This is a genomic window from Isoptericola sp. F-RaC21 (genome assembly GCF_038593535.1).
In the GTDB taxonomy this organism is placed as follows: domain Bacteria; phylum Actinomycetota; class Actinomycetes; order Actinomycetales; family Cellulomonadaceae; genus Isoptericola.
This window is the reverse complement of record NZ_JBCFYX010000002.1, coordinates 429124-448437: the sequence shown is the minus strand read 5'-3', so window position 1 is coordinate 448437 and position 19314 is coordinate 429124. Positions and strand designations below refer to the sequence as shown.

The 19314-nt window shown below is 72.5% G+C and carries 17 protein-coding genes; 3 read left to right on the top strand and 14 right to left on the bottom strand.

Annotated elements, in window-relative coordinates:
• Positions 1-146: 146 nt before the first annotated feature.
• From AAG589_RS07470 to AAG589_RS07440, 7 genes are all read right to left on the bottom strand, one after another.
• Entirely contained in the window at positions 147-1703 is a 1557-nt protein-coding gene (locus AAG589_RS07470; protein WP_430566614.1) for a sugar ABC transporter ATP-binding protein, read from the bottom strand.
• The gene (locus tag AAG589_RS07465) at positions 1700-2722 is read right to left on the bottom strand and encodes a LacI family DNA-binding transcriptional regulator (protein ID WP_430566613.1); all 1023 of its coding nucleotides are present in this window, start codon (positions 2720-2722) and stop codon (positions 1700-1702) included. The genes AAG589_RS07470 and AAG589_RS07465 overlap by 4 nt, the downstream gene beginning before the upstream one ends.
• A gap of 89 nt (positions 2723-2811) precedes the next feature.
• Positions 2812-4323: an L-arabinose isomerase gene (gene araA, locus AAG589_RS07460; RefSeq protein ID WP_430566612.1), complete on the bottom strand. Its 1512-nt coding sequence runs from the start codon at positions 4321-4323 to the stop codon at positions 2812-2814.
• Between the two features lie 105 nt (positions 4324-4428).
• Positions 4429-5127 carry an L-ribulose-5-phosphate 4-epimerase gene (locus tag AAG589_RS07455; protein ID WP_430566611.1) on the bottom strand — a complete coding sequence of 233 codons (699 nt, stop codon included), beginning with the start codon at positions 5125-5127 and terminating at the stop codon, positions 4429-4431.
• Positions 5128-5170: 43 nt separating this feature from the next.
• Complete coding sequence (locus AAG589_RS07450; RefSeq protein WP_430566610.1) at positions 5171-6808, bottom strand: xylulokinase; 1638 nt, start codon at positions 6806-6808, stop codon at positions 5171-5173.
• Between the two features lie 153 nt (positions 6809-6961).
• Positions 6962-8002, bottom strand: coding sequence for a LacI family DNA-binding transcriptional regulator (locus AAG589_RS07445; protein ID WP_430567164.1), 1041 nt, complete (start codon positions 8000-8002; stop codon positions 6962-6964).
• A 50-nt stretch (positions 8003-8052) separates the two neighbouring features.
• A complete protein-coding gene (locus tag AAG589_RS07440; protein ID WP_430566609.1) occupies positions 8053-8604 on the bottom strand; it encodes a GNAT family N-acetyltransferase in 552 nt (183 codons plus the stop codon).
• 69 nt (positions 8605-8673) lie between these two features.
• On the opposite strand from AAG589_RS07440, the gene purU reads away from it, so the two are divergent.
• Positions 8674-9531 carry a formyltetrahydrofolate deformylase gene (gene purU, locus AAG589_RS07435; RefSeq protein WP_430566608.1) on the top strand — a complete coding sequence of 286 codons (858 nt, stop codon included), beginning with the start codon at positions 8674-8676 and terminating at the stop codon, positions 9529-9531.
• A 42-nt stretch (positions 9532-9573) separates the two neighbouring features.
• Here the strand turns inward: purU and AAG589_RS07430 are convergent, their stop codons facing one another.
• Together AAG589_RS07430 and AAG589_RS07425 are read right to left on the bottom strand one after the other, a co-directional pair.
• The gene (locus tag AAG589_RS07430) at positions 9574-10446 is read right to left on the bottom strand and encodes a VOC family protein (protein ID WP_430566607.1); all 873 of its coding nucleotides are present in this window, start codon (positions 10444-10446) and stop codon (positions 9574-9576) included.
• 32 nt (positions 10447-10478) lie between these two features.
• Complete coding sequence (locus AAG589_RS07425) at positions 10479-11093, bottom strand: NADPH-dependent F420 reductase (RefSeq protein WP_430566606.1); 615 nt, start codon at positions 11091-11093, stop codon at positions 10479-10481.
• A gap of 113 nt (positions 11094-11206) precedes the next feature.
• On the opposite strand from AAG589_RS07425, the gene AAG589_RS07420 reads away from it, so the two are divergent.
• Together AAG589_RS07420 and AAG589_RS07415 are read left to right on the top strand one after the other, a co-directional pair.
• Positions 11207-11740 (top strand): MarR family winged helix-turn-helix transcriptional regulator, encoded by a 534-nt coding sequence (locus AAG589_RS07420; RefSeq protein WP_430566605.1) that lies wholly within the window; start codon positions 11207-11209, stop codon positions 11738-11740.
• Positions 11741-11923: 183 nt separating this feature from the next.
• Positions 11924-12967: an endo-1,4-beta-xylanase gene (locus AAG589_RS07415; protein WP_430566604.1), complete on the top strand. Its 1044-nt coding sequence runs from the start codon at positions 11924-11926 to the stop codon at positions 12965-12967.
• Between the two features lie 64 nt (positions 12968-13031).
• Here the strand turns inward: AAG589_RS07415 and AAG589_RS07410 are convergent, their stop codons facing one another.
• The 5 genes from AAG589_RS07410 to AAG589_RS07390 all read right to left on the bottom strand — a co-directional run bounded on the left by AAG589_RS07410 (position 13032) and on the right by AAG589_RS07390 (position 19212).
• Positions 13032-14141: a sugar-binding protein gene (locus AAG589_RS07410; protein ID WP_430566603.1), complete on the bottom strand. Its 1110-nt coding sequence runs from the start codon at positions 14139-14141 to the stop codon at positions 13032-13034.
• Between the two features lie 92 nt (positions 14142-14233).
• Positions 14234-15520: a multiple monosaccharide ABC transporter permease gene (gene mmsB, locus AAG589_RS07405; protein ID WP_430566602.1), complete on the bottom strand. Its 1287-nt coding sequence runs from the start codon at positions 15518-15520 to the stop codon at positions 14234-14236.
• Between the two features lie 54 nt (positions 15521-15574).
• A complete protein-coding gene (mmsA, locus tag AAG589_RS07400) occupies positions 15575-17119 on the bottom strand; it encodes a multiple monosaccharide ABC transporter ATP-binding protein (RefSeq protein ID WP_430566601.1) in 1545 nt (514 codons plus the stop codon).
• Positions 17120-17263: 144 nt separating this feature from the next.
• On the bottom strand, positions 17264-17998 hold the full coding sequence (locus AAG589_RS07395; RefSeq protein ID WP_430566600.1) for an ATP-binding cassette domain-containing protein: 735 nt from the start codon (positions 17996-17998) through the stop codon (positions 17264-17266).
• Positions 17995-19212, bottom strand: a complete 1218-nt coding sequence (locus AAG589_RS07390; RefSeq protein WP_430567163.1) for an ROK family transcriptional regulator — start codon at positions 19210-19212, stop codon at positions 17995-17997. Before AAG589_RS07390 ends, AAG589_RS07395 begins: the two co-directional genes overlap by 4 nt.
• Positions 19213-19314: the final 102 nt, after the last annotated feature.

The following is a 19314-nucleotide window of genomic DNA, read 5'->3' as shown; positions in this document are numbered from 1 at the left end:
AGATGTGACCGGTCACATAGAGGTGGTCCAGGATTCGACGTCACGGTTCCGTAACGGCCGCGGCAGCCGTCCCCGTGATCGTCGTGGGTCCGCTCGTGGCCCCGTTCTGGTCGTGCAGGGGGCCACGAGCGGCCCCACGACGAGGCTCAGGAGTCGCCGGCGTCGAACTCGTCGACGTCCGCGGCGATCATCTCGACGATGGTGTCGACGGTGACGCCGGGCCCGTTGCTCAGCTCGCCGATCTTCTCCCGGTCCTTGAGCACCACGATGCGGTCGGCGAGCCGCACCACCTCCTCGAGCTGGGAGGAGATGAAGACGACGGCGACGCCCTCGCCCGCCAGCCGCGCCACCCGGCGCTGGATCTCGAGCTTGGCCGCGATGTCGATGCCGCGCGTCGGCTCGTCGAGGATGAGGACGTGCGGCCGCGTGGCCAGCAGCCGGGCGAGCAGCACCTTCTGCTGCGTGCCGCCCGACAGCTCGCCGGCCGGGCGGTCGAGGTCCTCGGCCGACAGGTGCAGGGCGTCCAGGTAGGTGTCGACGACGGCGTCCTGCTCGCCGCGGGACAGCGGCCGCGACCACCCGCGCAGCGCCTGCAGCGCCAGCACGATGTTCTCCCGCACCGTGAGGCCCGCGACGATGCCGTCGTCGCGCAGGTTCTCGCTCGACATCGCGATCCGGTGCCGCAGCGCGGCCGCGGGGCTGCGCAGCTGCACCCGGACGCCGTCCAGCCACAGCTCCCCGGCGTCGGCGCGCTCCGCCCCGCTCATCAGCCGGGCGAGCTCGGAACGCCCGGAGCCCCGCAGCCCTGCCAACCCGACGACCTCGCCCCGCGACAGCTCCAGGTCGGTCGGCTCGAGGACGCCCTGGCGCCCGAGCGACGCCGCCCGCAGCGTCGCCTCGCCCGTCCCGGCGTAGTGGTGGGCGAGCCGCTGCGAGCGCAGCGCCTGGAGGGCGTCGATGTCCTCGCCGATCATCTTGGAGATCAGCTCGGCGCGCTCGACGTCCGCCGTCCGGTACTCCGCGACGACGCGGCCGCCCCGCAGCACCGTCATCCGGTCGCTCACCTCGAAGACCTGCTCCAGGAAGTGGGAGACGAACAGCACGGCGGCGCCCTGGTCGCGCAGGCGGCGCACGACGCCGAGCAGGCGGGCGGCCTCGTCCGCGTCGAGGCTCGACGTCGGCTCGTCGAGCACGAGCACCCGCGGCTCGAGCACGATCGCCCGCGCCACCGCCACGAGCTGCTTGGTCGCGGGCGACAGCGCCGACAGCGGGGCGCGCGGGTCGATGTCCTCGATCCCCAGCGCGGCCAGCGCGGCCGACGCGCGCTCCCGGGTCCGACCCCAGTCGATGCCGAGCCGGCCGCGCACCTCGTGGCCGATCATCACGTTCTCGGCCACGGTCAGGTGCGGGCTCAGGTGCGTCTCCTGGAAGACGGTCGCGATCCCGTCCGCGCGGCTCCGGGCCACGCTCGTCGGCGTCGTCGGGGCGCCGTCGACCACGACCGTCCCCGCCAGGATCGGCAGCGTGCCCGTCAGCGCGCCGATGAGCGTCGACTTGCCCGCACCGTTCTCCCCCATGAGCGCGTGCACCTCGCCGGGCCGCAGCACCAGGTCCACGTCGTCCAGGACCCGCACGCCCGCACGCTCCACCGTGATCCCGCGCATCTCGACCACCGGGGCGGGCGCCCCGGGACGCGAGCTCATGACGTGGCCTTCCGCGGCGCGGCGCTCGACGCCCGCGCCACGATCTCCGGGGGGATCTTCGTGACCGGCGGGATCTCCTGCTCCTCGATCGCGGCCCGCAGCACGTCGACCACCGAGACGCCCAGCGCGTGGAAGTTCTGCCGCACCGTGGTCAGCGGCGGGATGACGTGCCGCGCCAGGGGGATGTCGTCGAAGCCGACGACGCTGACGTCGTCGGGCACCGAGAAGCCGCGGTCGTGCAGGCCGTGCACGAGGCCCACCGCCATGTCGTCGTTCGCGGCGAAGATCGCCGTGTACTCCGGCAGCTCGCGGATCCCGCGCGCGAAGTCGTAGGCGAAGTCGGCCGTCCAGTCCCCGACGACGATGGGGCGCTCGCGCAGCCCCCACGACTTCGCCCGGGCGTGGAAGGAGCGCTCGCGCGTGCGGGCGTCCAGCCAGTCGAGCGGGCCCGCCAGGTGCAGGATGTCGCGGTGCCCGAGCGAGACGAGGTGGTCGACGGCGAGCGCCGTCCCCGCCTGCTGGTCGACGGTCACGGTGAGGAACGTCGGGTCCTTGTCGGGCTTGACCACCAGCACCGGGACCCCGACGGCGATGCGGCGCAGCGCCGCGATCGACGACGACCGGGGCGCCACGACGCAGAGCGCGTCGACCCCCTGCGCGACGAGGTGGTCGACGGCCTCCTGGGGGGTGATCTCCTCCCCCGCCCGCAGGAGCACCGAGCTCACCACGTACCCGGACGCGCGGGCGGCGGACTCGACGGCGTACAGCGTGCTGGTCGGGCCGAAGGTCGCCGCGCTCTCCACCAGCACGCCGATGCGCCGGCTGCGCTGGGTGGCCAGGGCCCGGGCCGTCATGCTCGGCCGGTAGCCGAGCTGCTCGATGGCCTCCTCGACGCGGCGGCGGGTGGCCTCGCGGATGTTCGGGTGGTCGTTGAGCACCCGCGACACCGTCATGTGCGAGACGCCGGCGAGCTGCGCGACCTGCCGGATGTTCGGCTTGTCGCCGGCGGGACTCGCCATGCGTGGCCTCCACGGGGTGCGTCCACCGGCCGGCCCCGGCGGCTCGGCGGCGTCAGCCTACCGAACCGCCGGCGTCCGACCGGTACTGCTCAGAGGCCCTGGGCCAGGCGGTAGTACACCTGATTCCAGCGCACCTGGTCGGCGAAGCCGCGGCGCGTGGTGTCCTCGTCGATGACGAGCAGCTCGGTGCGCGCGATGTTCGCGAACACCTCGAAGGCCTCGACGCCCGCCGCCGTCGACATCACGGTGTGGTGCGCGCCGCCGGCGGTGAGCCAGGCCTCGGCCGAGGTGGTGAAGTCGGGGCGGGGTGCCCAGACGGCGCGGGCCACGGGCAGCTTCGGCAGCTCGTGGGCGGGCGCGACGACGTCCACGACGTTCGCGGTGAGGCGGAAGCGGTCGCGCATGTCGGCGAGCGAGACGACGACGGCGCCCTCGGTCGCGTCGGCGTCGAAGACCATGCGGACCGGGTCCTCGCGGTCGCCGATGCCGAGCGGGTGGATCTCCACCTTGGGCTTCGTCGTCGTGAGCGACGGGCAGACCTCGAGCATGTGGGCACCGAGGATGACCTCGGAACCGGGCGTGAGGTCGTAGGTGTAGTCCTCCATGAGGGAGGCGCCGCCGGGCAGCCCCTCGCCCATGACCTTCGCGGCACGCACCAGGACGGCGGTCTTCCAGTCGCCCTCGGCGCCGAAGCCGTACCCCTTGCTCATGAGGCGCTGCACCGCGATGCCGGGGAGCTGGCGCAGGCCGCCGAGGTCCTCGAAGTTCGTGGTGAACGCCTTGGCGCCGCGCTCGACGAGGAACGCCTCCATGGCGATCTCCTGGCGGGCCGCGTAGCGCAGCGACTCGTGCCGCTCGCCGCCCTTGCGCAGCTCGGGCACCACGTCGTAGAGGTCCTCGTACTCGGCGACGAGCGCGTCCACGGCGGCGGCGTCCACCGCCTCGACGGCGGCGACCAGGTCGTTGACGCCCCACGTGTTGACGGAGACGCCGAAGCGCAGCTCCGCCTCGGTCTTGTCGCCCTCGGTGACGGCGACGTTGCGCATGTTGTCGCCGAAGCGGACGAGCTTCAGCTCGTGCGTGGCGGCCCAGCCCGCGGCGCCGCGCACCCAGGTGCCGACGCGGCGCGAGACGGCGGGGTTGGACACGTGCCCGACGACGGTGGTACGCGCGACGCCCAGGCGCGTGGCCAGGTACGCGTACTCCCGGTCGCCGTGCGCGGCCTGGTTGAGGTTCATGAAGTCCATGTCGATCTCCGACCAGGGGAGCTCGACGTTGGCCTGCGTGTGCAGGTGCAGCAGGGGCTTGCGCAGCGCGTCGAGCCCGGAGATCCACATCTTCGCGGGGCTGAACGTGTGCATCCACGTGATGACGCCGAGCACCTTGTCGTCGGCGTTCGCGTCCAGCATCGCCCGGCGGATGGAGTCCGCGTCCTTGAGCACGGGCTTCCACACGACGGTCGCGGGCACGTCGGACGACGCGTCGAGCGCGCGCGCCACCTCCTGCGACTGCTGGGCGACCTGCTCCAGCGTCTCCGGCCCGTACAGGTCCTGGCTGCCGGTGAAGAACCAGACCTCGCGGTCGGCGTACGGCTTGCTCATGTGGTGCGTCTCCTTCGAGAGTCGATGTCGCTGGTCGAGCCGGTCGAGACCCGCTGGTCGAGCCTGTCGAAACCTGGTTTCGACAGGCTCGACCGCCGATGGGTGTCAGTGCTGGCCGTAGACGTTCTGGTAGCGGGCGTAGAGGGAGTCGACGTGCTCCTGCGCGATGGGCAGCGGCTCGCCGAGCTGGCGCGAGACGTGCACGGTGCGGGCCACCTCCTCGCACATCACGGCGGCCTTGACCGCGGCCCGCGCGTCCTTGCCGATCGTGAACGGGCCGTGGTTGCGCATCAGCACCGCGGGGCTGCGCGAGTCCTTCAGGGTCTCGACGATGCCGCGGCCGATGGAGTCGTCGCCGATGATCGCGAACGGGCCCACGGGGATGGGCCCGCCGAACTCGTCGGCCATCATCGTCAGCACGCAGGGGATCTCCTCGGCGCGCGCGGCCCAGGCCGTCGCGTAGGTGGAGTGCGTGTGCACGACGCCGCCCACCTCGGGCATGTGCGAGTACACGTAGGCGTGCGCGGCGGTGTCGGACGACGGCGACCGGTCGCCCTCGATGAGGTTCGCGTCCAGGTCGCAGACCACCATGGACTCCGGGGTGATGTCGTCGTAGGCGACGCCGGACGGCTTGATGACCAGCAGGTCGTCGCCGTCCGGGTTCACCACGCGCTCGGACACGTTGCCGGCGGTCCACACGACGAGCTCCCAGCGGGGCAGCTCGGCGTGCAGGGCCGCGACCTTCTCCTTGGCGGCGTCGACGGCCTCGCGCAGGTGCGCGGGGACCTCGGTGAGGGTGCTCATGTGCTTCTCCAGTGCGGGGGTTCGGGTCGCGACAGGGGTGTCGTCAGAGGGCTGCGGTGGCGGCGCGCTCGACCGCGAGGCCGGCGGAGTACCGCTCCAGATAGGCGGCGAAGCCGGCGACGTCGGCGGCGTCCGGCGCGGCGACGTCGAGCTCGACGCCGGCGAACACGCGCTCGGTCAGGTACGCGTCGAGGGCGGGCGCCGCCTCTCCGGCCGCGGCGGTCTCGGCGCGGGCGCTCGCGTAGGCCGCGAGGACGGCGATGCCCCAGGCGCCGCCCTCCCCCGCCGTCTGCCCCACGGCGACGGGCGCGTCGATCGCGCCCGCGAGCAGCCGCTGGGCCACGCCCGCGGTCTTGAACAGGCCGCCGTGGGCGAACATCGTGTCGATCGCGACGCCCTCGCCGTGCAGCACGCGCATGCCGAGCGCGAGCGTGCCGAACGCCCCGTAGATCTGGGTGCGCGCGAAGTTCGCGAGCGTCAGGCGGCTGTCGGGGGTGCGCACCACGAGCGGGCGGCCCTCGTCGAGGCCCGTGATGGGCTCGCCGGCCAGGTAGTTGTACGCGAGCAGCCCGCCGCCGTCGGGCGCGCCGTCGAGCGCGGCCCGGAAGAGCGCGCCGAAGACGGCGTCCGGCTCGGCCGGCCGTCCGAGCGCGGCCGCGAACTGGCCGAACACGCCGGCCCACGCGTCGAGCTCGCTGGCGCCGTTGTTGCAGTGCACCATCGCGACGAGGTCGCCCGCCGGCGTGGTGACGAGGTCGAGCTCGTGGTGCACGCTGGTGAGCGGCTTCTCGAGCACCACCATGGCGAAGATCGACGTGCCCGCGCTGATGTTGCCGGTGCGCGGCGCGACGGAGTTGGTCGCGACCATGCCGGTGCCGGCGTCGCCCTCGGGCGGGCACAACAGCACGCCCGGCTGCAGCGTGCCGCTGGGGTCGAGCAGCGCAGCGCCCTCGGGGGTGAGCCGGCCGGCGTCCTCGCCCGCGGTGAGCACCTGCGGCAGCAGGCCCTCGACGTGCAGGCCGGGCCGCTTGGCGGCGGCCAGGTGCCGGAACTGCTCGAGCATCCGTGCGTCGTAGTCGCCCGTGGCCGGGTCGATGGGGAACATGCCCGACGCGTCGCCGACGCCGAGCACGTGGCGCCCGGTCAGGGCGCGGTGCACGTAGCCGGCGAGCGTCGCGAACGACGCGACCTGCGGCACGTGCGGCTCGTCGTCGAGGATCGCCTGGTAGAGGTGCGCGATCGACCAGCGCAGCGGGATGTTGTGCCCGAAGAGCGCGGACAGCTCCGCCGCCGCGGGCCCGGTGTTCGTGTTGCGCCAGGTGCGGAACGGCACGAGCAGCTCGTCGTCGGCGTCGAACGGCAGGTAGCCGTGCATCATCGCCGAGACGCCGAGGCCCGCGTACGTGGTGGGGCGCACGCCGTAGCGCTGCTCGACGTCGGCCACCAGCGCGGCGTAGGCGCCCTGCAGCCCCGCGTGCACGGCGTCGAGGGAGTACGTCCAGACGCCGTCGACGAGGTCGTTCTCCCAGGCGTGCGCGCCGCTCGCGAGGGGCGCGTGGTCCGGCCCGATCAGGCACGCCTTGATGTTGGTGGAGCCGAGCTCGATACCCAGCGAGGCACGACCCTCGGCGATCGCCTCCCGGATCGCGGAGGTGCCGTCCGGCTGCGCCGCCTGCGTCATCGTTGCTCCGTCCCTGCCCGGCCGTCCCGGGCGTCGTGGTGGTCGATTCATGTTAGCGCTCACATGGCGCGCGCCCAACCCTGCCGAGGTAGTTCACATCACCGCGAGGTAGTTCAGATCTTCGCGAGGTAGTTCAGGTCCCCGCGAGGTAGTTCAGGTCCCCGCGAGATGGTCCGGCGGCGGCGCGGTGCTCGAGCGCACCACGAGCTCCGGCACGATCCGCTCGGTCGGGACGCTCCCGCCGGCCAGCGCCGCCACGACCATCGCCACGCTGCGCTCCCCCAGCACCCCGAACGGCTGGCGCACCGTGGTCAGGGGCGGCACGAAGTACGCCGCACCCGCGACGTCGTCGAAGCCCACCACCGACACGTCGTCGGGCACGGAGAGCCCGCGCTCCCAGAACGCGCGCAGGATGCCGAGCGCGAGCTGGTCGTTCCCGGCGAAGACCGCCGTCGGGCCCTCCTGCGCCACCACGGCCTCCGCCAGGTCGCGGCCCGCGGAATACCCGTCCTCGGCCGACCACGTGCAGAACCGCGGCCGGCTCGGCACGATCCCCCGCGCCTCGAGCGCCTCCCGCCAGCCGGCGGCGCGCTCCCGGGCGTCGAACCAGTCCTGCGGCCCGGCGACGTGCAGCACGTCGCGGTGCCCGAGGTCGAGCAGGTGCTCGGTCACGGCGCGCGCCCCGGCCCGCTGGTCGACGGCGAGCGACAGGGTCGTCGGCCCGGCCGCCGTCGTGCCGGCGTCGCGCGGCAGCTTCTCCAGCGCCGCGACCACCAGCACCGGCACGGGCGCGCGGAAGGACTCGACGGCGGCCGCGACGTCGTCCTGCGGCGCGATGACCACGATCGCCTCGACGCCCTGGTCCATGAAGTGCTCCAGGGCCTCGTGCATCGCCTCGGCGTCGTAGCGCCGCAAGGTGGCGACGGAGACGTAGTACCCCTGGTCGCGGGCGGCGCCCTCGATCGCGATGAGCGTGCTGGTGGGGCCGAACAGCGCCGACCCCGTCGTGACCACGCCGAGGGTCGTGGAGCGTGCCGTCGCCAGCGCCCGCGCGGCGCTGTTGCGCCGGTAGCCGAGGCCCGCGATGGCCTCCAGCACGCGCTCGCGGGTCTCGCCGCGCACGCTCGGATGGTCGTTGAGGACCCGGGAGACCGTCTGGTGTGAGACCCCCGCGACCGCCGCGACGTCGGCCATCGACGGGCGCCGCGACCGGGGACGCGCGGCGGCCCGCCCACCGGCGTCGGTCATCGGTCCTGCGCCGCGTTCCTCGCGTCGACCTCGCCCAGCACCCGGCGCAGGTAGGTGAGCGTGAGCTTGCCCGCCGCCCGGTCGTACTGCTCCTCGTACCCGTGCTTGGTGTACATGGCGAGGTTCCTCTTGGAGTCCTTGCCCGTGAACGCCCACACCTCGGTCACCTCGGACGGCAGGAACTGCAGGATCGCGAACATCAGGGACGTGCCGATGCCCTTGGCCTGCTGGTCCGGCGCGACGGCGAGCCGGCCGATCGTCGCCTTCGGGCCTTCGATCTCCAGGCGGAGCGACCCCACCAGCCGGTGCCCCTCCCACGCGCCGACCGTGACGACGTCGTCGCGCGCCATGTCGTCACGCAGCTCGTGCAGCGTCTGCGTCAGCGGCGGGATGTGCGGGTCGTCGTACAGCTGCGCCTCGCTGACGAACGCCGCCCGGCGCAGGGTCAGCAGCTCGCCCGCCTGGTCGTCCGCGACCAGCGCGATCCGCAGCGTGTCGTCGTTCTCCTGCTGGACTTCCTGGGCGTCAGTGCCGCGTGCCTCGCTCATGGGGACATCGTGGCAGACGGACGACGGACATGTCGTCGCGCGCCGAGCGCCGTCGGCGACAATGGCCGGGTGACGACCGAATGGGTGCTGAACCTCTCCTGCCCCGACCGCCCCGGGATCGTGCACGCCGTGGCGGGCGTGCTGGCCGAGCACGGCGGCAACATCACCGAGTCGCAGCAGTTCGGGGACCCGGCGTCGGGGCTGTTCTTCATGCGCGTGCAGGTCGAGCTGGAGGTCGAGGAGGAGGCGGGGCGCGAGGCGCTGACCGCCGCGCTCGCCCCGGTCACGGAGCACTTCGGCATGACCTGGCAGCTCGACGTCGTCGGCCGCCGCCTGCGCACGCTGGTGCTGGTCAGCAAGGCGCCGCACTGCCTGGCGGACCTGCTGTACCGCGAGCGGTACCAGGGCATGCCGGTCGACGTCGTCGGCGTCGTGGGCAACCACCCGGACCTCGCGGACATGGCCGCGTTCTACGGCAAGCCGTTCCACCACGTGCCGGTCACGAAGGACACGAAGGCGCAGGCCGAGGACCGCCTTCGCAAGCTGGTGGGCGAGCTCGACGTCGAGCTGGTCGTGCTCGCGCGGTACATGCAGATCCTGTCGGACGAGCTGTGCCGCGACCTGCAGGGCAAGGTCATCAACATCCACCACTCGTTCCTGCCGAGCTTCAAGGGCGCCCGCCCGTACGCCCAGGCGCACGACCGCGGCGTCAAGCTCATCGGCGCGACGTCGCACTACGTGACGGGCGACCTCGACGAGGGCCCGATCATCGAGCAGGACGTCGAGCGCGTGGACCACTCGCGCGCCGTGACCGACCTGGTCGCGATCGGCGAGGACGTCGAGCGCCGCACCCTCGCGCGCGCCGTGCGGTGGCACGCCGAGCACCGCGTGCTGCTCGACGGCCACCGCACGGTCGTCTTCCGCTGACCGCCGCCGCCCCGCCCACTGCCGAACAGGCGGTTGGCCGGGTCAGGCGACCGACACCTCGACGAGCGTGTTCCACGGGTCGTCGAAGCGCAGGGTCCGGTCGTCGTCGCGCACCGCGACGCCGGCGTGCCGCAGCCGGTCGGCGAGCGCGCCGACCTCGTCGCGCGTCGGCACCGTGAGGGCCACCTGGCCGAGGCCGAGCGTGGCGGCCCGCGGCCCGGCGCCGGCGCTGTTCCAGGTGTTCATCGCCATGTGGTGGTGGTACCCGCCCGCCGCGACGAACAGGGCGCCGTGGTACGTCGCCATGATCTCGAAGCCGAGGGTGTCGACGTAGAACCGCTGCGCCGTGGGGATGTCGCCCACCTGCAGGTGGACGTGCCCCACCTGGGCGGCCTGACCGGTGGCGCCGGCCAGGGCGTCCTCGGTGAGGTGCCGCCGCAGGAACTCCTGCGGGTCGAACCAGTCGGAGCCCATCGCCACGCGGCCGCCGCCGTCGTGCTGCCAGGCCTCACGCGGCCGGTCCCAGTAGAGCTCGATGCCGTTGTCCTCGGGGTCCGTGAAGTAGAACGCCCGCGACACCCAGTGGTCCGAGTTCCCCGCGAACCTCGACAGCGGGTGCTGCGCGGCGTGCGCGACGGCGGCGGCGAGCGCCTCCTCGGTGTCGAACAGGACGGCCGTGTGGAACAGCCCGGCCTGGTTCCGCGAGGTCGCCGGCAGGCCCGGCGTGTGCTGGAGCGCGACGACGGGCACGCCGCCGCGCCCCAGCACCACCCGGTCCGGCGCACCTAGCGCCGGGATCTCCTCGAGGGCGATCGCCTCGCGGTAGTAGGCGCTCATCGCGCCGAGGTCGCCCACGTGCAGGGTGACGGCGCCCATCGCGGTGTCGGCGGCGAGGAGGTCGGGGTGGCGGGTCATGATCGGCTCCTGGTGCTGGGGGTGGACGAGGCTCAGAGCAGCGCGAACCCGGTGGTCCACTGGGTCTTCTCCCCGGCGGCGAGGGTCAGCTGCAGGAATCCGAGGGCCTCGAGCTCGCGGGCTCGCTTGAGGGATCCGGCGTCGACCACGCGGACGGCAGAGCCCGCGAACGCGGCGGCGAAGGCGGCCTTGGCGTCGGTGTCGTCGCCGGCCACGAGGACGGTGGTGGGCACGTCGCCGACGGTGCCGCTCGCGAGGGTCGCGGCGAAGTTCGTGTTGAACGCCTTGAGCACGGTCGCGCCGGGGAGCTTCTCCGCCAGCCCGGCCGCCGCCGAGGAGTCCGCGGGCACGACGAGCGCGTCGAAGGTGGCGAAGTCGAGCGGGTTGGTGAGGTCGACGACGGTGCGGCCGGCGAGCTGGTCGCCGTAGGTCGCGACGACGTCGTCCAGCGCCGGGTACGGCAGGGCCAGGACGACGATCTCCCCCGTGAGCGGCTCGCCGAACGCGGTGGCGGTGACGGCGGCGTCGACCGCCGCGGCCTTGGCGACGTCGCGGGCGACGACCTGCACGTCGTTGCCGCCGGCGAGCGCGAGCCCGGCGATCGCGGTGCCCATGTTCCCGGTGCCGAGGATGCTGATGGTGGCCATGGTTCCTCCTGAGGATCCGTCGTCGACCCGTTTGGTTGACGCTACAACCAACATAGACCGCTATAGTTGTAGCGTCAACCTTCATTCGAGGGGACCGATCCGGGAGGGACCACGTGACGACGACGCGGGACGCGACAGGGGGCGCACGGCGGGCTGCCGAGGAGCCGCGCTGGCTCGACGCCGAGCAGATGCGCACCTGGCTGCGGCTGCAGGCGGTGATCGAGCTGCTGCCCTCCGCCCTCGACCAGCAGCTGCGCCGCGACGCCGACCTCACGCACTTCGAGTACATGGTGCTCGCGATGCTCTCCGAGGCCCCCGACCGTGCCCTGCGCATGACCGAGCTCGCACGCCTCACCAGCGCGACCCTCCCCCGCCTCTCGCACGTGGCACGCCGGCTCGAGGGGCGCGGCTACGTCGAGCGCTGCACCGCCCCCGACGACCGCCGCGCGACCATCGCCCACCTCACCGAGGACGGCTGGCGCAAGGTCGTCGCGAGCGCCCCCGGCCACGCGCGCACCGTGCTGGAGAACGTCTTCGACGACCTCGGCCCGGACGAGCTCCGCACGCTGACCGGCGCGCTCGGCAAGGTCCTCGCGCACATCGACCCGCACGACCACTTCGGTCGGAACGACCGCCCAGCGCGCTGACGACCGCCCGTCGGGCCGCGCACAGACGACCCCGCCCTCGAGAGAAATTCACCCGCTCGGGTTGATTCGAAATCGTTTTCTACCTAGCCTCGGGACGTCGGCGACCCCGACCGCTCGATGACGAGGCCTCGTGGCCGAGCACCACTCAAGGATGAGCAGGCTCGAGAACGAAGGATGGGATCGATGAACCGCACGACGAGGAGATGGCGCGTGACGATGGGAGCGACGGTGGCCGGTCTCGGCCTGCTCGCCGCGACCGCCCTGAGCGCCCAGGCCGCCGGGAGCACCCTGCACGAGGCCGCCGCGGACCAGGGCCGCTACTTCGGCACCGCGCTCGCGCAGGGCAAGCTGAACGACACGCAGTACACGACGATCGCCGACCGCGAGTTCGGCATGATCACCGCCGAGAACGAGATGAAGATGGACGCCACCGAGCCGCAGCAGGGGGTGTTCGACTACTCCGCCGGCGACCGGATCGTCGACTGGGCCACCGGCCACGGCAAGCAGGTGCGCGGCCACGCGCTGGCGTGGCACTCGCAGCAGCCCGGCTGGATGCAGTCCATGGAGGGTTCGGCGCTGCGCCAGGCGATGCTGAACCACGTCACCCAGGTGGCCACCCACTACCGGGGCAAGGTCTACGCCTGGGACGTGGTGAACGAGGCGTTCTCCGACAACGGCGACGGCAGTCGTCGCGACTCCAACCTGCAGCGCACCGGGAACGACTGGATCGAGGCGGCGTTCGAGGCCGCCCGCGCCGCCGACCCGGACGCCAAGCTCTGCTACAACGACTACAACACCGACAGCTGGACCAACCCCAAGACCCAGGCCGTCTACGCCATGGTGAAGGACTTCAGGTCCCGTGGGGTGCCGATCGACTGCGTCGGCTTCCAGGCCCACTTCAACAGCGGCAACCCGGTGCCGAACAACTACCACGAGACGCTGCAGCGCTTCGCCGACCTGGGCGTGGACGTGCAGATCACCGAGCTGGACATCGAGGGCTCGGGAGGCTCGCAGGCCGAGCAGTTCTCCGGCGTGACGCAGGCGTGCCTGGCGGTGGAGCGGTGCACCGGCATCACCGTGTGGGGCGTGCGGGACACCGACTCGTGGCGCGCCAGCGGCACGCCGCTCCTGTTCGACGGCAACGGTCAGAAGAAGGCCGCGTACCACGCCGTGCTCGACGTCCTCAACGGCGGCGAGCCCGGTGACGGCGGGTCCGCGACGTCCTGACGACGACGCCCGGCCCGCGGGGTTCGGATCCCCGCGGGCCGGGCGTGCCGGCGGCGTCAGGCCGTCACTTCGTCAGGTCCTCCAGGTTCGGGTCGCCCGCGTACACGTCGGCCGCGTTCTCCTTGGTGACGATGACCGGCTCGAGCAGGTTGGCCGGCACCACCTTGACGCCGTTGTCGTACGACTCGGTGTCGTTCACCTCGGGCTCGTCGCCCGCCTTGTAGGCGTCGACGGCGTCGATCGTCGCCTGGACCAGCTTGCGCGTGTCCTTGTAGATCGTGGAGTACTGCACCCCGTTCATGATCGACTTCACGGACTCGACCTCGGAGTCCTGCCCCGTGAGGACGGGCACGTCCTTGCCGGCCTGCTTGGCCGACGTCAGCGCGGCGCGCGCCAGCGTGTCGTTCGGCGACAGCACGCCGTCGAGGTCCGCGTCCTTGTAGCTGCCCGACAGGATCGTGTCCATGCGGTTCTGGGCGTTCTCCGCCTCCCAGCCCTGCGTCGCCGCCTGCTGCTGGCTGGTCTGGCCCGACTTCACCACGAGGGTGCCGTCGTCGATCTTCGGCTGGAGCACGCTCATCGCGCCGTCGAAGAACGGCTTCGAGTTCGCGTCGTCGGGCGAGCCGGCGATGAGCTCGATGTTGTACGGCGCCTCGCCCTTGCGGTCGGCCAGGCCCTCGAGCAGCGACTGCCCCTGCAGCTCGCCGACGTGGAAGTTGTCGAACGCCTCGTACACGTCGACCGCGTCGGTGTTCTCGAGCAGCCGGTCGTAGGCGATGACCGGGATCCCCTGGGCCTTCGCCGCCTCGAGCTGCGAGCCGAGCTGCGAACCGTCGATGGCGCCCACCACGAGCACCTTGACGCCCTGCTCGATCATCGCCTGGATCTGGTTCTGCTGCTCCGAGACGCCGCCGTTGGCGAACTGGACGATCGGGTCGTAGCCCGCTTCCTTGAGCCCGTCGTTGAACAGGTTCTCGGCGAGCACCCAGTTCTCCGACGTCTTCTGCGGCAGGGCCACGCCGATCTTGGCGCCGTCCTCGAACCCGGCGGCCGCCGAGGCGCCGCCCGACTCCTCGGCGCCGGGACCGCCCCGGTCCGAGGACGAGCAGCCCGTCAGCGCGAGGGCGCCCGCCGCAGCCAGGGCCACGAGCCCCGTCGCGAACTTCGTCTTCATGGGGTCCCACTTTCTCTTCGCGACACCCTTCGTCGGGTGCCAGTTCGTGGATCGTGCGCCGGCGCCTGGCGACGTCGGCCGCGTCGGCGGGGTCAGCCGCGCGAGCTCGCGCCGTCGGCGACGGGGACCTCCGGCCCCGTCTCGTCGGAGCCGGGCGTCGCCCCGCGGTTCTTCCTGCCCAGCCACGGGAAGACCAGGCCGATGATCGACGGCCGTCCGGTCACCTTGCTGTGCACGTCGAAGGCCACGGCGACCAGCAGGACGAGCCCCTTGATGATCTGCGTCGTGTCCGAGCCCACGCCCATGAGCTGCAGGCCGTTGTTCAGCACCGCCATCACCAGGCCGCCGATGACCGACCCGACGACGGTGCCCACGCCGCCCGACACGGCCGCCCCGCCGATGAAGACCGCGGCGATGGCGTCGAGCTCCCACATGTTGCCGTCGGACGGCCCCGACGCCGTCGCGCGGCCCACGAACACCATCCCCGCGACCGCGGCCAGGATCGACATGTTCATCATCACGAAGAAGTTCACGTGCCGGATGTTGATCCCGGAAAGGGCGGCGGCGGCCCGGTTGCCGCCGACGGCGTACACGTGCCGGCCGCCGATCGTCCGCGACGCGACGAAGTTGTACAGGATGACGAGCGCCACCAGCACGAGGCCCGCGATCGGGAAGGACGTGCCGTACCGGCCGCTGCCGAACAGGAACGTGACGTAGGCGATCACGGCGGCCACGACGACGACGCGCACCACGACGACCCACAGCGGCGGCTGCTCCAGGCCGAGGCGCGTGGCCCGGGCGCGGCGCCGCAGCTCGGACCAGACCACCGCGACGACGGCGAGCGCGCCCAGCAGCAGCGTGGAGTTGTTCAGCCCGGTGTTCGGCCCCCACTCCCACAGGTAGCCCGCGCCGATCCGCTGCAGCTCCTCGGGGACGGGCACCGTGGAGGAGTGGCCGATGCGCTGGTTCAGGCCGCGGAACAGCATCATGCCGGCGAGCGTCGTGATGAAGCCCGGGATGCCGACGTACGCCACCCAGAACCCCTGCCACGCGCCGATCACCGCCCCGACGGCCAGGCCGAGCAGGATGCCCGCCCACCAGGGGATGCCCCAGTCCCGCAGGGCGATGGCCACGATGATGCCCGTCACCGCGGCGACCGAGCCGACGGACAGGTCGATGTGCCCCGCGATGATCACCAGCACCATCCCGATCGCGAGGATGAGGATGTAGCTGTTGCCGATGATGATGTTCTGCGCGTTGGACGGCGTGAGCACCAGACCGCCCGTCCGCCACTGGAAGAAGGCGATGAGCGCGAGGAGCGCGATCACCATCCCGTACTGGCGGATCCCCCCGCCGAACAGCTGCTTGAGTGAAGACATCCTCGTCCTTCGTTCCTGGATGGGGTGTGACGTCGACGGGTGTGACGCCGCGTGTCAGCGCGCGGGGGCGGGCGCGCCGGTCATCAGGCGCATGAGCTCCTCCTGGGTGGCGTCCGCCCGGTCGACGACGCCGGTCACCCGGCCCTCGAACACGGTGTAGATGCGGTCGCACAGCCCGATGAGCTCGGGCAGCTCCGAGGAGATGACGACCACCCCCTTGCCCTGGTCGGCCAGGCGCTGCACGAGGCCGTAGATCTCGTACTTGGCGCCGACGTCGATGCCGCGGGTGGGCTCGTCGAGGACGAGGAGCTCCGGCTCCGTGAACATCCACTTCGCCAGCAGCGCCTTCTGCTGGTTGCCGCCGGACAGGGTGGCCACGCCGTCGCGCACGCTGGGCGACTTGATGGCGAGCGACCTCCGGTACTCCTCGGCGGCGAGGTAGGCGCGGTCGTGGTCGATCACCGGGCCGCTGGAGACGCGCGGCAGGTTCGCCGAGACGATCGTCTGCTGGATCGTGTCGAGCAGGTTGAGCCCGAGCGCCTTGCGGTCCTCGGAGACGTAGGCGATGCGGTGCCGGATGGCGGCGAGCACGTCGGCGACGACGATCTCCTTGCCGTCCATCCGGATCGTGCCCGACAGGTAGCGGCCGTAGCTGCGGCCGAAGATCGACCGGGCGAGCTCGGTGCGCCCGGCGCCCATGATCCCGGCGAAGCCGACGATCTCGCCGCGGCGCACGTGGAACGTGGACTGCTTGCACACCAGGCGCCCCGGGACGTCCGGGTGCTCCACCGTCCAGCCGTCGACCTCGAAGAACGTCTCCCCGACCCGGGGGGTGTGGTCCGGGAACCGCGACGCCAGGGAGCGGCCCACCATGCCGCGGATGATCCGGTCCTCGTCGATGCCGCCCGCGCGCACGTCGAGCGTCTCGACCGTCCGGCCGTCGCGGATGATCGTGATCGAGTCCGCGATCTCCTCGATCTCGTTGAGCTTGTGGGAGATCATGATGCAGGTCAGGCCCTTGGCGCGCAGGCCGCGCAGGAGGTCGAGCAGGTGCTCCGAGTCGTCCTCGTTGAGCGCCGCCGTCGGCTCGTCCAGGATGAGGAGGCGCACCTCCTTGGCGAGGGCCCGCGCGATCTCGACGAGCTGCTGCTGGCCGACGCCGAGGTTCTTCACCAGCGTGTCCGGCGAGGCCCGCAGGCCCACGCGCGCGAGGAGCTCGGTGGCCCGCTGCCGCGCCGTCCCCCAGTCGATCCCGACCCGGGCCCGGACCTCGTTGCCGAGGAAGATGTTCTCCGTGACGGAGAGCTCGGGGATCAGCGCGAGCTCCTGGTGGATGATGACGATCCCCGCCTGCTCGCTGGAGCGGATGTCCTTGAACTCGACGACCTCGCCCTGGAAGCGGATGTCGCCGGTGTACGAACCGTGCGGGTACACGCCGGACAGGACCTTCATGAGCGTCGACTTGCCCGCGCCGTTCTCGCCGCAGATCGCGTGGATCTCGCCGGCCCGGACCTCGAGGGAGACGTCGTCCAGCGCGCGGACGCCCGGGAACTCCTTCGTGATCGACCGCATCTCGAGCACGGCATGGTTCTCGGCCATCGACTCTCCTTCGAGCGACGGGTCGTCGGCGGCGACGGCCCGGTGAGCAACGCACCGGCGACGCTAGACCTGCCGATTCTTGAGGTCAACAAACGAACTCAAGCCGTGTCGTGCTCGTGACCTTCGGGGCGTCTCCCCGGGTGCTCAGGCGGCGCCGGTGATCGCGGCGAGGATCTCCTCGTGCGTGGCCGTGGCCGGGTACGAGCCGTTGTTGCGGCCGTGCCGCAGCACCTCGATGCGGTCCGAGACGGCCCGCACGTCGTTGAGGTTGTGGCTGATGAGCACGACGCCGAGCCCCAGCTCGCGCAGCCGCTGGATGTGCGTCAGCACCTCGGCGGTCTGCGCCACCGACAGCGCTGCCGTCGGCTCGTCGAGCACCACGATGCGCGGCTGGCCGATGAGGGTGCGCGCGATCGCGACCGCCTGCCGCTGCCCCGCGGACAGGTGCCGCAGCGGGGTGCGCACCGACGGGATGCGCACGGTGAGGTGCTCCAGCAGCTCCCGCGTCTCGGTCTCCATCGCGCCGTCGCGCAGCAGCCCGCCCCGGCCCCGCAGCTCCTGCCCCAGGAAGACGTTCGCGGTGACGTCGAGGTTCTCGCACACGGCGAGGTCCTGGAAGACGCTCGCGACGCCGAGCTGGTTCGCCGCCGACGGCGAGGAGATGGACACCGGCTCCCCGTCGATCTCCACCTGCCCCGAGCTCGGCGTCAGCACGCCGGCCACGATCTGCGCGAGCGTCGACTTGCCCGCGCCGTTGTCGCCCACGAGCGCGACCACCTCGTGCGCGTGCACCTCCAGGTCGACGTCGACCAGGGCCTCGACGGCGCCGAAGTACCTGCTGACCTGCCGCAGCGCGAGCAGCGGCGTGCGAGCCCTCACCGGTTCCCCTTCCCCGTCCCGATCTGTCCCACGACCACGGCCCCGGGCGGGCCGGCGTCGGCCTGCTGCTCCAGCAGGTCGGTGTGCTGCAGCGCGAGCGCGAGGGCGCCCTCCAGCTCGGCGCGCGTGCCCAGCGCGGCCGGCACCACCTCCAGCGGCACGACCTGCTGCAGGAGGGTGCGCCGTCGCAGCGCCTCGCGCAACGGCCCGAGGAAGACCTCGCCCGTCGTGGACAGCGCCCCGCCCACCACGACCAGCTCGGGGTTGAGCGAGGTGGCCAGCCCGGCCACCACCCCGCCGACCACCGCGCCCGCGTCGGCCACGATCTCCCGGCAGCCCGGGTCGTCCTCGCCCGCGAGCCGCACCACGTCGGCCAGGGTGAGGTGGCCGTGGCTGCTGCGCAGCGGCTCGAGCAGCGCCCGGTCCCCCACGACGGTGTCCAGGCAGCCGCGGCTGCCGCACGAGCAGATGTTGCCGCCCGGGTCCACCTGCACGTGCCCGATCTCGCCGGCCGTGCCCGCGACCCCGCGGTGCACGCGCCCGGCCAGCACGATCCCGGCGCCCACGCCGTGGCCCGCGCGCACGTACAGCGCGTCGTGCACCTCGCGGGCCGCGCCCACGGTGCTCTCGGCGAGCGCGCCCAGGTTGGCGTCGTTGTCCACGAACACCGGCCGGGCCAGCCGCTTGGACAGCACCTGCGCCACCGGCACGCCGTCCCAGCCGCGCAGGATGCCCCGGACGGTGACCTGGCCGCTCGACGCGTCGACGGGCGCCGGCAGGCCGAGCCCGATGCCGAGCACCTCGTCGAGCTCGGAGCCGACGCGCTCCAGCAGGTCGACCACGAGCAGTGCCGCCCGGTCGAGGCTGGTGTCCGCGCGGTGCTCCGCCGGCAGCGGCAGCACCTGCTCGGCGAGCACCTCGTGCGACACGTCCGCGATCGCCACGGTGAGCTGCCGGGTGCCGACCAGCACCCCGGCGACGAGCCCCACCCGGTGCGCCAGCGTGACGAGCTGCGCGCGCCGGCCCGAGCGGACGGTGTTGCGCACCTCGACGAGCTCCGCGGCGACGAGCTCCTTGACGATGGTGGACACCGTCGCCGGGGACAGCCCCGTGGCGCCCGACAGCTCCACCTGCGTGAGGCCGCCGTGCCGCTTCACGGCGTCGACGACGCGGGCCCGGTTCGCCTCGCGCAACGAGGACTGGGATCCCACCATCGGCAGCCGTCCTCTCACGCCGGGGAGTCTATGGTGCGACGACGCGCGGGGCGGCGGGGGTCCGCCGTCCCGCGCGTCGTCGTGACCGCGAGCGCCTGCAGT